Source organism: Halovulum sp. GXIMD14794 (genome assembly GCF_054457455.1).
The window spans coordinates 468,804-481,720 of sequence record NZ_JBTLNF010000006.1 but is presented as its reverse complement, the minus strand read 5'-3'; the positions used below and the strand labels follow the sequence as shown (position 1 = coordinate 481,720).

Genomic DNA, 12,917 nt, shown 5'->3' with positions numbered 1-12,917 from the left:
ATGTTTTGGAAAATACCGTCAGGCCGGGGCGGAGATGACCGCCCTCGCCCGGAACGCCGCCAGCGCCTCTGCGCTGCCGACCGCTTCCTCGGCGAAAGCCTCGGCCCCGCCGTGATGACGGGCGAGCGCCGTGAACGCAGCCTGCAGGTAAGCCTGCTCTACCCCTAGCAGCGGCCTGCGGTGCGGCAGCACTTCGGCCACATCCGCCGGCGGGGTCCAATCCGTGTTCGAGCGCAGGTAGTCGCCGACGATCACGTCCATATCGGCCCCCAGCACTGCCAGAAGCAGCGCGGCGGCAAAGCCGGTGCGATCCTTGCCCGCCGTGCAGTGGAAAACCACCGGCCCCTCGGCCTCGGCCACGAGCCGCAGGAAGGTGGCGAACCGGTGGGCATTGTCCTCGACATAGCCCTCATAGACCCGCGCCATCACTGCTCGCGAGGTTTCGACAGAAGCCCACCCCTCGGCCTCGGCGGCGGTGAGCAGACCGCTGGCCGTCGGTTCGACCGGCAAGGCCAGTTGCCGCGCAGCGAGCACGGGCGTCAGCCGGTTGGGCGCGGCGGCGGTCTCGTGAACTCCGCGAAAATCGGCGATGGTCGCGACCCCTGCGTGCTCCAGCACCGCGAGGTCCTCGGGGTCCACGTCGGTCAGCCGCTGGGTGCGCAAGAACAGGCCGGGGCGGACCGCGCCTCCGGCAACCAGTAGGCCGCCGAGGTCACGGAAGTTCGGAACGCTGGCAAGCGCGATGCGGTCGCCGCTGCCGGTTTCAGGCAGCATAGGCGTCCTTCACGGTCTGGTAGCCGGGCGCATCCATGCTTTCGGGATAGAGGATCTCGGTGCTTACGCCATCCGGTGTGAAGCGGTAGTGAACCAGCCCGCAGGCCTTGTGGCCCACCTTGTGCTGCACATCGTCCGGTAGCCAGAAGGCGGTCGCCGGGGCCCAGACATGCTGCCGAGTGCCGACGGCATGGCTGCGCCCCTGATGCACGTGGCCGCTGGCGAAGAGCCGCACGTCCGCCTGCTCCATCAGTTCGGCCAGCGCCGGGCGCACGGTCAGCGGCACGTAGCGCATCTCGACCTCGGGGGTTTCCTCGAGCGCGTCACGCATCAGCGGTTTGTGGCAGAAGATCCCGACCGGGCCGGGCGCGGCATCAAGCGTTTCCGCCAGCCAGTCCGCCTGCGCCGCCTCTTCATCGAGGCCCGAGCGGAACAGCTGCGCGTTCAGCCCGATCAGCGTCCAGCCAGCCTGCGAGACCGCCCAGCGATCCGGGCCGAACCGTTCGCGATAGCGCGCGATACCGTCGACCGAGACCGGACGGCGCGGCACGTAACCGTCGTCCGGATTGTCACCGACATCGTGGTTGCCGGGGATCGCGTGCCACGGGGCTGAAAGCGACTGCATCGCCTCGCGCCCGAAATCCAGGTCGTCCGGCCGCTCGGGCGCTTCGACGGCGATGTCGCCGGTGTGCACGACAAGGTCCGGTGAAAGCCGGGCGATCTCGGCAGCGGCGGCCTCGAAGTTTGCGACGAACTGAGGGCGGGCGCGGGACAAGTGGGTATCGCTGATCTGGATCAGGCTGAAGCTGGACAAGGGAAACCTCGCTGGATTGACCCTGCCCACATGCCAGCCAAGCATGACAGTCCCGTGACCGAATGAACGTTCGTTCGAATTTCACGGAACCGTCACGGGAATCGCCAGCAAACGTCATGGAAGCCGGTGCATCTGAGGGCCACCCGCAGCCCAAACGGAGTGTTCCCGATGACCCTGACCTTCACCCGCCGCGCCGTTGCAGGCATGGCGCTGGGGCTTGCCAGCCTCGCCACCCTGTCGAGCGCCCAGACCGAGACCGAGATCACCTTCTATCACTACCAGACCGGCAATTTCGACGCCTTCCGGGCGATCCTCGACGAGTTCGAGGCGCAGAACCCCGGCATCACCGTGAAGGACATCTTCTCGCAGTCGCAGCAGATCACCTCGGAAGTTCAGGCCGCATTGGCCGCGGGCCGTCCTGTCGACATCGCTACGGTGATCGGCAAGAACGTGCGGTTCTTCCTGAACAACACCGATGCGGTGGACCTGGTCGCGGCATCGAAGGGCGATACCGAATGGCTGGACGGCTACCTGCCGAACTTCCTGGACCTCGCCCGGGATGGCGACGCGGTCTATGCCATCCCGCACGCCTACGGAACGCCGATGCTCTACGTAAACGGTTCGATCTTCGAGCAGGCCGGGCTGGACCCGAACACCCCGCCGACGACCTGGGCAGAGTTCCTTGAGGCCGGGAAGACCATCACCGAGACCACCGGCCTGCCGGGCGGCGCGCATCTGCATGCCTCGATGGGCGACTACGGCACCATGGTCATGGTGACGAATGCCGGCGCCACCTACCTCAGCGCCGACGGCACCGAGGCCGGGTTCGACAGCCCCGAGGGGATCGCCGCGCTGCAGAACTGGCAGGACATGGCGACCAGCGGCATGATGCCGGTGGCCAGCGACAAGGACTGGACCGCCGCCTTCCTGGCCGGGCAGATGGGCATGTACATCACCTCGTCGGCACTGCTGCGCTCGGCGGTGGCCTCGTCCGAGGGTAACTTCGACCTGCGCGTCGCGAACTACCCGCTGATGGGCGACGCACCGCGCCGGGTGAACAACTCGGGTGCTGCGCTGATGCTCTACTCCCACGACGAGGAGCGGCAGGAAGCGGCGATGAAGCTGCTGCGCTTCATCTCGCAGAAGGAAATCGCCAACCGCTGGTCGCGCGAGTCCGGCTACATGCCGGTCGTCGCCGATCCGCTGACCGATCCGGCGATGGCCGAGTATGTCGAGAGCTTCCCCTATGTCGCCCCGGTGATCGCGCAGATGGCCGAGACCGTGCCGACCGCCGTCTGGCCCGCCAAGGGCACGCTGGAAGCCCAGACCGAGATCCGCGCCATGCTCGACGAGCTGTGGGCCGGGGATCGTCCCGCCGCCGAGATCGTCCCCGAGACGGTCGCGAAGGTGAACGCGGCGCTGGCCGTCAACGAGCAGGCGGGGCATTGAGCGACCTCGCCGCCCCCGCCGGCGCGGCCCCTACCGGGGCCGTGTCCCTGCGCCGTCCTTCGCGGGCGGCGCTGACGCCCTGGCTCTATCTGGGTCCGACGCTGGTGCTGCTGGGCATCTTCACCTACTGGCCGCTGCTCCATACCGCGTACCTGAGTCTGGTTGAATGGAACCTGAACCCAGGCCAGACCAAGGAGTTCGTGGGCCTCGACAACTACGGACGGGTCGCAAGCTCCAGCCTGTTCGCCAGCGCGATGACCAACACGCTGATCTATATCGGCGCGTCGATCCCGCTGAAGGTTCTGCTGCCGATCCCGATCGCGGTCTTCCTCTGGAGCCTCGGCAACCGTGCCCACGCCTATCGCGCGATCCTGTTCCTGCCGACGCTGATCAGCTTCGTGGTGGTCGGCGTTGCCTTTCTGTGGATCCTCAACCCGATCTTCGGCTACGCGAAACAGTCCTTCGCGGCGCTCGGTCTGCGGTTTCCGAACCTGCTGGCGGATGCGGACGCGGCGATCTGGGTGATCATCGGCATCTCGACCTGGAAGGTGCTGGGCTTCAACGTGCTGATCTACCTGGCCGGCCTTGCCAGCATCAACCGCGAGTACATCGAGGCGATGCGGATGGACGGCGCCGGAGATGTCACCATCTTCCGCCGGCTGATCTGGCCGCTGCTGACGCCGACGCTGACTTTCGTCGCGATCTCGACGGTGATCTTCACCATACAGCAGGTCTTCACGCCCATCGACCTGATGACCGAGGGCGGGCCGTCGAATTCGACCACCAACCTGTTCTACATGATCTACCAGTACAGCTTCGTCACCTTTGACGTCGGCGGCGGCGCGGCGGGCACGATGATGCTGTTCGTGCTGCTGATGGCGGCGGCGTGGCTTCAGTTCCGCGTGCTCGACCGGCGCGCGCATTACCGGCAATAGGGACAGACGGATGGAACTCTCCCGCCCCATGCGCACGCTGGGCCATGTCGCCCTGCTGATCCTGTGCCTGTCGATCCTGATGCCGATGGCGATCGTGCTCGGCACCGCGTTCAAACCCGCGAACGAGGTCTACCAGGCCACTCTGTTGCCTGGCGCACCGACGCTGGACAACTTCCGCACGCTCTTCGCCAAAACCGACTTCGCGCGCTATGTCTGGAACTCCTCGGGGACCACGGCGCTCAGGGTCGCCGGGCAACTGGCCCTAGGGGTTCTGGCCGCTTATGCCTTCGCGCGGTTCACCTTCCGAGGCCGCGAGCTGATGTTCGCCGCCGTGCTGGGCGCGATGATGATCCCTCAGGTTCTGACCATGCTGCCCGTCTATATCATGATGGCGCAGCTTGGCTGGTTCGACACCTGGGCGGCGCTGATCGTGCCCAACCTCGCGACACCCATTGCCGTGTTCCTGCTGCGCCAGCACATGCTGAGCTTTCCGTCAGAGCTGCTGGACGCCGCGCAGATGGATGGCGCCGGGCACTGGACGACGCTCTGGCGGGTGATCGTACCCAACCTCGGCCCGGCGCTGGCAGCGCTGACCATCATCATCTTCATCGACAGCTGGAACGAGTATTTCTGGCCCCTGCTGGTGACCGAAAGCAGCGCCTCGCGGACGATCCAGATCGGCCTGCGCGAGTTCCTGCAGGAGGACATGAACGACTACGGCGCACTGATGGCGGGGATCACCGTCGCCAGCATTCCCGCCGTCGCGGTGTTCCTCTTTTTCCAGCGGCGGGTCATGGACACGTTCGTTTCCTCGGGACTGAAAGGCTAGGCACATGGCAACCGTTTCCTTCCGCGACATTGGCAAGCGCTTCGGCCCCTCGGTCGCGGTCGAAGGGTTCGACCTCGACATCGCCGACGGCGAGTTCGTCGTGCTGGTCGGCCCCTCGGGCTGCGGCAAGACCACCTCGCTGCGAATGCTGGCGGGCCTGGAGCAACCAACCTCGGGCCGGATCCTGCTGGACGGATCCGACGTGACCGGCCTGCCCTCCAAGGAGCGCGGACTGGCGATGGTCTTCCAGTCCTACGCCCTCTACCCGCACATGACGGTGGCCGAGAACATCGGCTTCTCGCTGACGCTGGACCGGCTGCCCCGCACGCAGATCGCCGAGCGTGTCCGGCAGGCCGCCGAAACGCTACAGATCGGCCACCTGCTCGACCGCAAGCCCCGCCACCTGTCCGGCGGACAGCGCCAGCGCGTGGCCGTGGCCCGCGCCATCATCCGGCAGCCGCACGCCTTCCTGTTCGACGAACCTCTATCCAATCTCGATGCCCGGCTCCGACACGACGCACGCGTCGAGATCCGGCGGCTGCAACAGCAACTCGGCACCACGACGGTCTATGTCACGCATGATCAGGTCGAAGCCATGACGATGGCCGACCGTATCGTGGTCATGGAGGGTGGCCGGATCCGACAGGTCGGCACGCCGCTGGAACTCTATCACCGGCCCGCCAGCACCTTTGTTGCCTCGTTTCTTGGCGCACCACCGACGAATTGTCTGCCCGGAGTCGCATCCTATCGTGACGCGACAGGGCAGAACTTCGAGGTCTCGGGAACCAGCATCGCCCTGAATGGCTCCATTGCTCCCGGTCCGGCGACGTTGGGCATCCGGCCCGAATGCCTACGGCCCGGCGCAACCGACGGCGCCGCCTTTCGGGTCTCCGGCCCGGTCCGCTTCGTCGAGTGTCTTGGAGCGGAAACGCTAGTCGAAGTCGAACTGGCATGCGCCGGGGCTGCGGGCAAACCGCGGCCGCTTATCGCACGCCTAACAGGCACGCGCGACATTCATGTGGGCGAAATGCTGACGCTATCGGCTCATGCAGACGACCTGCTATTCTTCTCAGCAAGTGGCGCGCGCAACGCAGAGGCAAGGGCGCTTTAGGTCTTGTGAGTTCGCGGGGCGGCTGTTTGATCAGCTCGCCTAATCGCCTAATCGCCTGATCGGGTGAGTCCGTGACGAGCGGCCCATGCGCCGCATGTCATGGACAATGGGTTTACTGGCGTGGCCCGGCGAGTCGCCCTACACGAGCTATGACCGGCAGATCGCTGCCCAAACCGCCAAATGGCTGAATTACGAGGCTCCGTAGCACACTGACAAGGCCTGGGTCCTGTTCGTGTCCTTCGTAACGCCCCGTATTCCGCTGACCGCGCCGCCCGAACAGTATAGCCGCTACCACGGCGCCCGACCTTCCGATGCCCAAGCTCTACGGCAGGGACGAGCGTCTGAGCATCCCGATACCCGCGAGTATGGCCAGTCCTTCAATTGCGACGACCATTTCGAGGATGCCGACAATGTGCGCCGGGCAATCGCCGCGTGCGAGGCGCGGCTGGGCGATATGCTTGACCCGGAAGAGGTCGACCGCCGGGCTAGTACCCGCCAGCGCGACCTTGGGTTCCTGCCGCTTCCAGGTCACCAACCCGACCTAGGTTGACGTACAACCTCGCAATGCAGGGAGGGACGCCGCGCAGGTGCGGCGTCCTTGTCCTCGTTTCGCTGCGCTCCGCCCATTCGCATTTCCGTCGTCAAATCGTTGAGGACCGTTCATGCTGACGTCACGTCGCTGTCATGGTGCCTCCCTATCGAAACGGTCCATCGACAATCTCCCCGGAGCATGACTGTGAAGCTGATAGCCTCGATCGCCGCGGCGACCCTTGGTGTATTCGCGATGTTCGGCACTGCCGCCATCGCGGATGAAAGACCCGATATCGTCGTGGCGGTCCCCGATCTGCCCCCGACGCTGGAGCCTGCCAAGGAACTCTCCAACATCGGCACCCGCATCACCTATGACATCTTCGACACACTCATCCGGCGGGACTTCCTGTCGTCCGAGGATGGGTCGGGCGCCGCACTGGTCCCCTCGCTGGCGGAAAGCTGGGAATGGCTGGACGACCGCACGCTGGAGCTGACGCTGCGCGACGGCGTCAAGTTCCACAACGGCGAGGTGATGACGGCCGAGGATATCGCCTTCACGTTCTCAGCCGAGCGTCTGTCCGGGCCCGAGGCGATCATGGCAAATGGCCGCGGCTACTTCGGGAACATCGAGACGGTCGAGGCGATCGATCCGCTGACTGTCCGCTTCACCCTGAAAGTGGCCGACGCCATTTTCGAACAGCGCCTTGCCTCGTGGACGGCGTGGGTGGTGAACAAGAAGGACTGGCTGGCCAACCAGGGCGACAGCTTTCCGCAGTTCCCGGTCGGCACCGGCCCGTTCATGTTGGACGAGTACAACCCGGACCAGTCGATCCGCCTTGTGGCCTTCGACGACTATTTCGGCGGCAAGCCCGAAGCCGGCTCGGTGACGTTCGTGAAAGTGCCCGAAGAAGCGGCGCGCATCGCGGGTCTGGTCGCTGGCGATTTCGACATCGTCACCACGATCGGCCCCGACCAGATCGCTCAGATCGAGTCCTATGACACCCTGGACGCGCGTTCAGTGGTGCTCTCGAACTCGCATGTGCTGGTCTACAACACGCAGAACCCGGTCATCGCGGACAAGCGTGTGCGTCAGGCCATGAACCTTGCCATCGACCGTGATCTGCTGGTCAAGGCGCTGTGGGCCGACAAGACGGTCGTGCCGTTGTCGCATCAGTACCCCGAGTATGGAGAGCTGTTCGACCCGACCCGCGAAGGCCTGGTCTATGACCCCGAGCGCGCCAAGGAACTGCTGGCCGAAGCGGGCTACAACGGCGAGACGATCCACTATCGCACGCGCCCCAGCTACTACATCAACTCGGTACCCGCCGCGCAAGCGATCATCGAGATGTGGAAGGCCGTAGGCATAAATGCCGAACTGCACCTGGTCGAGGACACGCTGGCCGGCCCGGAAGACGAGCTGATGGTCCGCACCTGGTCCAACACCACGCGCTTCCCCGATCCCGCCGGTGGGCTGTGGAACCTCTGGGGGCCGCATCAGGGCGTGCAGCGCAACGGGAACTGGCTGCCCGAGGACTTCAACGCGCTGGGGGCCAAGCTGGACCTGACCTCGGATCTGGCCGAGCGCAGGGTCGTGTTCCAGCAGATGCTCGACATCTGGGAAGACGACGCGCCGGGCACCATCCTGTACCAGCCGCTGGAAACCTATGGCGTTCGCAAGTCGCTGAAGTGGCAGCCCTATTCCCACTTCTACCTCGATCTGCGCAACTACAACTTCGAAGACGAAGCGCTCACCCAGTGACTGTTGCACAAGTCAGTTCGTCCGCCGGCATTGCCCGGCGGACGACCCCAGTTTCCCCCGGCTCGGATCTCGATGAACCACTGCTGCGGATCGACGACCTAAGCGTCGGCACGGATCGCGCCGACCTGGTCATGGACGTCAGCCTGGACCTCGCCCCGGGCGAGACGCTGTGCCTTGTCGGCGAAAGCGGCTGCGGCAAGTCGCTGACCTGCCTCGCCGCCATGGGCCTGCTGACCACGCCCGTCAGCCGCAAGAAGGGCCGTGTTCTGTTTGAGGGTCGCGATCTTGCCGCAATGTCCGAAGCCGCGTTGCTATCCCTGCGCGGGCGCGACATCGCGATGATCTTTCAGGATGCGACCGCCGCGCTGAACCCGGTGCGCCGGGTCGGCGAGCAGATCGCCGAGGTGTTGCAGATCCACGAGGGTGTGAAGCCCTCTGCCGCCCGCGCCCGCGCGGCCGAGCTGTTCGACATGGTCGGCATCCCCGATCCCGTGCGACGCCTGCGCGCCTATCCGCATGAGCTTTCCGGAGGCATGAACCAGCGCGTCATGATCGCGATGGCCCTGGCCTGCCGCCCCCGCCTGATCGTCGCCGACGAGGCGACGACGGCGCTTGACGTGACGACGCAGGCGCAGATCCTCGACCTGCTGCGCACCCTTCAGGCCGAGACCGGCGCGGCGATGATCTTCGTCACCCATGACCTGGGCGTGGTGGCCGAGATCGCCGACCGCGTGGCGGTCATGTACTCGGGCCGGATCGTCGAGATCGCCTCGGCCGACGCGCTGTTCGAGATGCCCCAGCACCCCTATACCCGCGGCCTGATGGCCTGCCGGTTGCATGTCTCGGCGTGCAATTCCGGGCGGTTGGCCGCGATCGAGGGCGTGGTGCCCAACCCCGCGGCCCGTCCCGAAGGCTGCGCCTTTGCCCCGCGCTGCCCGCGTGCCGCGGGCCCGTGCGCGGCACGGCCCGCGCTTGTCCCGCGGGGCGCGGGCCAGCTTGCAGCCTGCCATTTCCCCGGAGACCGGGCATGAGCGGCAGCGAGATCGCCCTGACGGGCATCAGCCGGCTGTACGGCGGCGGACTCCGGGGACGGCGCAATCCGGTACGCGCGGTCGATGACGTCACCCTGCGGATCGCCCCGGGCGAGGTTCTGGGCATCGTCGGCGAAAGCGGCTCGGGCAAGTCGACCCTTGGCCGGATCGCGGCCCGGATCGAGGCGCCAAGTTCCGGCGAGGTGCTGATCGACGGCCGGCCCGGCCCGCGCATTGGTTCGGTGGACTGGCGGCGCGAGCGGGCGCAGATCCAGATGATCTGGCAGAACCCCTCGCGCGCGTTGGACCCGCGCATGACCATCGCCCACCAGATCGAAGAGGTCATGGCCGCCCACGGCATCGCCGACCGGGCGGGGCGGCGTAGGCGGACCGAGGAGTATCTTCACCTGACCGGCCTCGACGGGTTGGGCAATCGCTTCGTTCACCAGCTGTCCGGTGGTCAGCAGCAGCGGGCGGTCATTGCCCGCGCCCTGTCGCTGCACCCCAAGGTCGTGATCTGCGACGAGGCGGTCAGCGCGCTGGACGTATCGGTGCAGGCGCAGATCATGAACCTGCTGGCCGATCTGCGGGACCGCTTCGGGATGAGCTATCTGTTCATCTCGCATGATCTTGGCGTGGTGCGGCACATCTCGGACCGGATCGCCGTGATGCGCAAGGGCCGCGTCGTCGAGATGGGCGATGCGGCCCGCATCTTCTCGGCCCCCGAACACGCCTATACCCGCGCGCTGCTTGCCGCGGTGCCTGCCGAAACGCCCGCCGCCCGCCGCGCCCGCGATGCGGCGCGCGCGGTCTCAGACGGACCCAGACCATGACCGACATGCCGCTTCTGATCGCCCACCGGGGCGCATCGACCCATTTCCGCGAGAACTCTCCGTCCGCCTGGGCCGGGGCCATCGCCGCCGGGGCCGACGTGATCGAGGCCGACACAAGGATCACCGCCGACCACCGGATCGTCATCAGCCATGACGCCGACCTGTCGCGCGTGGCGGGGCACAAGGTCGTCGTTTCCGAAAGCACGTTCGCCGATCTACAGGGGATCACGGCCGATGGCGCGCTGGCCGCACCGCCGCTGTCGATGCTGTTCTCTGAGGTGCCCGCGACCCAGCCGATCCTGTTCGACGTCAAGGACGAAAGCCCAGAGGCCTTGGCGCTGCTGGTCGAGGCGGCGCTTGCGACCGGGCGGAACAACCTGACCTTCGGCCTGCACCGTATCGAGAGCCTCGACCGCGTGCGCGCCCTTGGCTGGTCGGGCGCGGTCCTTGGCCTGCTGGTGGATATGGCCGAACAGGAGGCGTTTGCCGCCCACGGCGGCACCATCCTGCGGATGTGGGAAAGCTATGCGCTGGCGCATCGCGAACGGCTTGCCGCGCATGTCGCCACTGGCACGCCCGTCTGGATCACCGTCGGCGACAAGGCCGCCGGACGGGCGGTCGGAGAGCACGCGGGCGAAACGCTGCTGCGTCTGGCGATGCTCGGCGCCTCGGGCTTTCTGGTCAACGATCCGGCGTCCTGCCGGGATGCCCTGCGGGCGGGGCTGAGCGAATGAGCCCGGTTTTCGTGCTGACCAAGTTTCTGCGCGGGCTGCTGACCCTGTTTCTTGCCGTGACCTTTGTGTTTCTGATCCTGCGCACCGCGGGCGATCCGCTGCGGATGCTGCTGCCCGACGACACGCCGCCGGACGTGATCGAGCACTATCGCCAGCTTTACGGCCTCGACCGCTCGCTGGCCGAGCAATACGTGCTTTACATCAAGGGCCTGCTGCAGGGCGATTTCGGGTATTCGTTCCGCGACCGCCAGCCGGCGCTTGACGCGGTGCTCGACCGGATCCCCGCGACGCTGCTGCTTGGGCTGACCAGTTTCGTGCTGTCCACGCTGATCGGGGTGGCGTTCGGCATCGCCGCGGCGCTGAGGCGCGGCACGGCGCTGGATCATGCGGTCATGGGCCTGTCGATCTTCGGCCATGCCATGCCCAGCTTCTTTCTGGGGATCCTGATGATCCTGACCTTCGCGATGAGCCTGCGCTGGCTGCCGAGCGCGGGCATGGGCTCGGCGGCCCACCTGGTCATGCCGGCCATCACGCTGGGGATCGGCGGCGCGGGCGCCATCGCCCGGTTCACCCGGTCCTCGATGCTCGAGGTCCTGGGCCAACCCTACATGCGGACCGCCCGCGCGAAAGGCGTGGGGCTGCGCGCCCGCGTGTGGCGCGACGCGGTGCCGAACGCGGCCATCCCGGTGGTCACCGTGCTGGGCCTGCGCATGGGGGGCCTGATCTCGGGCACCGTGGTGGTCGAGACGGTCTTTGCCTGGCCCGGCATCGGCCAGCTTCTGGTCACCGCCGTCGGCCAGCGCGACCTTGCCGTGGTGCAGACCATCGTCCTACTGGTGGCGCTGACGATGGTGGTGGCCAATTTCCTCGTCGATATCGCCTACCGCTGGCTGGATCCGCGGATTGCCGCGGCCGGAAAGGAAGCCGCATGACCGCCCAGGATATCTCTCCGCTGCCCGCGCGCCGCCGCCTGCTGCGCCGCCGCCGTGACCGGACCGCCGGCCCGGTCGTGCTGCTGTCGCTTGGATGGCTGGCGATCGTGGTCCTTGTGGCGATCTTCGCCGACCTGCTGGCGCCCTATTCCTATACCGAGCAGAACCTGCTGGCCCGGCTGGTGCCGCCCGCCTTCGCCGGTGGCGATCCCGCGCATCTTCTGGGCACCGACAACCTTGGCCGCGACGTGTTCAGCCGGTTGCTCTATGGCACCCGGATGAGCGTCATCATCGCGCTGGCCGGGTCGATCATCGGCGCCAGCGTCGGGACGCTGATCGGCATCCTTGCGGCGCATTTCCGCGGCTGGGTCGAAGAGGCGATCATGGTCATGGTCGACCTTCAGGCCTCGATGCCGTTCCTGATCATCGTGCTGGCGATCCTGGCGTTCTTTGGCAACTCGATCGAGCTGTTCATCCTGATCGTCGGGTTGCACGGGTGGGAGACCTATGCCCGCATCACCCGCGGGCTGGTCCTGCAGGCCAACAGCCAGAGCTATGCCTTCGCCATCCGGACGCTGGGCATTCCGCCGGTGCAGATCTACCTGCGGCACATCCTGCCGAACATCCTGTCGATCCTGATCGTGCAGGTCACGCTCAGCTTCCCCGACCTGATCCTGCTCGAAACCTCGCTGAGCTTTCTTGGGCTCGGCATCCAGCCGCCGCAGACCAGCCTTGGCCTGGCCTTGGGTGAAGGGCGGACCTATCTGGCGACAGCCTGGTGGATTGGCGTTCCGGCAGGGCTGGTGATCTTCCTGACGACCCTGTCGATCAGCCTGGCCGGAGACTGGCTGCGCGACCGGCTCGATCCCACGCTCAGGAACGCAGCGTGACGAGGACGACGAGGCTATCGGCGTTCCGGGACAGCGAGAGGGTGGTGCAAATCTATGAGGTGAAATCACCAGTTGTCGCGTAGCTCTAGGTTGGCTTTGGCCTCAATCTGTGTGTCGCAACTATCCTGATACCCGAAGGATCCGGTGGCATAGGCGCGCTGGGGTTAATGTCGATGGCGCGCGGGCCGGTGCTCCTTTCCGGGCCCGAGAGTTTCGCCGCCACGGCGCGGGGCGCCGGTCTGCATGGTGCTGAGGGGCTATTGGCTGTAGTGGTTCGTGATGGCCGAACTGATGA

At 66.4% G+C, this 12,917-nt stretch carries 13 protein-coding genes; 10 read left to right on the top strand and 3 right to left on the bottom strand.

The annotated features are described in order from the left end of the window. Window positions 1–18: 18 nt before the first annotated feature. On the bottom strand, window positions 19–774 hold the full coding sequence (locus tag ACW9UR_RS17090) for a tyrosine-protein phosphatase (protein WP_458918260.1): 756 nt from the start codon (window positions 772–774) through the stop codon (window positions 19–21). Next, window positions 764–1,588: a metallophosphoesterase family protein gene (locus ACW9UR_RS17085; RefSeq protein ID WP_458918259.1), complete on the bottom strand. Its 825-nt coding sequence runs from the start codon at window positions 1,586–1,588 to the stop codon at window positions 764–766. The genes ACW9UR_RS17090 and ACW9UR_RS17085 overlap by 11 nt, the downstream gene beginning before the upstream one ends. A gap of 168 nt (window positions 1,589–1,756) precedes the next feature. Between ACW9UR_RS17085 and ACW9UR_RS17080 the strand changes: the two genes are divergently transcribed. The 4 genes from ACW9UR_RS17080 to ACW9UR_RS17065 are packed head-to-tail and all read left to right on the top strand — an operon-like array spanning window position 1,757 to window position 5,912. Then, window positions 1,757–3,037, top strand: a complete 1,281-nt coding sequence (locus tag ACW9UR_RS17080; RefSeq protein WP_458918258.1) for an ABC transporter substrate-binding protein — start codon at window positions 1,757–1,759, stop codon at window positions 3,035–3,037. Beyond that, window positions 3,034–3,972, top strand: a complete 939-nt coding sequence (locus ACW9UR_RS17075) for a carbohydrate ABC transporter permease (protein WP_458918257.1) — start codon at window positions 3,034–3,036, stop codon at window positions 3,970–3,972. Before ACW9UR_RS17080 ends, ACW9UR_RS17075 begins: the two co-directional genes overlap by 4 nt. Before the next feature lie 10 nt (window positions 3,973–3,982). Then, window positions 3,983–4,801, top strand: coding sequence for a carbohydrate ABC transporter permease (locus ACW9UR_RS17070; protein WP_458918256.1), 819 nt, complete (start codon window positions 3,983–3,985; stop codon window positions 4,799–4,801). Between the two features lie 4 nt (window positions 4,802–4,805). Further along, window positions 4,806–5,912: an ABC transporter ATP-binding protein gene (locus ACW9UR_RS17065; RefSeq protein WP_458918255.1), complete on the top strand. Its 1,107-nt coding sequence runs from the start codon at window positions 4,806–4,808 to the stop codon at window positions 5,910–5,912. Window positions 5,913–6,234: 322 nt separating this feature from the next. On the opposite strand, the gene ACW9UR_RS17060 is transcribed toward ACW9UR_RS17065, so the two are convergent. Beyond that, window positions 6,235–6,444 carry a hypothetical protein gene (locus tag ACW9UR_RS17060; RefSeq protein ID WP_458918254.1) on the bottom strand — a complete coding sequence of 70 codons (210 nt, stop codon included), beginning with the start codon at window positions 6,442–6,444 and terminating at the stop codon, window positions 6,235–6,237. Window positions 6,445–6,642: 198 nt separating this feature from the next. Between ACW9UR_RS17060 and ACW9UR_RS17055 the strand changes: the two genes are divergently transcribed. Genes ACW9UR_RS17055 through ACW9UR_RS17030 form a run of 6 tightly spaced genes read left to right on the top strand, consistent with a single transcriptional unit; the run spans window position 6,643 to window position 12,622 of the window. Continuing rightward, a complete protein-coding gene (locus ACW9UR_RS17055) occupies window positions 6,643–8,202 on the top strand; it encodes an ABC transporter substrate-binding protein (protein ID WP_458918253.1) in 1,560 nt (519 codons plus the stop codon). Then, entirely contained in the window at window positions 8,199–9,233 is a 1,035-nt protein-coding gene (locus ACW9UR_RS17050; protein WP_458918252.1) for an ABC transporter ATP-binding protein, read from the top strand. The genes ACW9UR_RS17055 and ACW9UR_RS17050 overlap by 4 nt, the downstream gene beginning before the upstream one ends. Beyond that, window positions 9,230–10,066 carry an ATP-binding cassette domain-containing protein gene (locus ACW9UR_RS17045; RefSeq protein WP_458918251.1) on the top strand — a complete coding sequence of 279 codons (837 nt, stop codon included), beginning with the start codon at window positions 9,230–9,232 and terminating at the stop codon, window positions 10,064–10,066. The genes ACW9UR_RS17050 and ACW9UR_RS17045 overlap by 4 nt, the downstream gene beginning before the upstream one ends. After that, on the top strand, window positions 10,063–10,800 hold the full coding sequence (locus tag ACW9UR_RS17040) for a glycerophosphodiester phosphodiesterase (RefSeq protein WP_458918250.1): 738 nt from the start codon (window positions 10,063–10,065) through the stop codon (window positions 10,798–10,800). The genes ACW9UR_RS17045 and ACW9UR_RS17040 overlap by 4 nt, the downstream gene beginning before the upstream one ends. Then, window positions 10,797–11,732: an ABC transporter permease gene (locus ACW9UR_RS17035; protein WP_458918249.1), complete on the top strand. Its 936-nt coding sequence runs from the start codon at window positions 10,797–10,799 to the stop codon at window positions 11,730–11,732. The genes ACW9UR_RS17040 and ACW9UR_RS17035 overlap by 4 nt, the downstream gene beginning before the upstream one ends. After that, window positions 11,729–12,622: an ABC transporter permease gene (locus ACW9UR_RS17030; RefSeq protein WP_458918248.1), complete on the top strand. Its 894-nt coding sequence runs from the start codon at window positions 11,729–11,731 to the stop codon at window positions 12,620–12,622. The genes ACW9UR_RS17035 and ACW9UR_RS17030 overlap by 4 nt, the downstream gene beginning before the upstream one ends. Window positions 12,623–12,917: the final 295 nt, after the last annotated feature.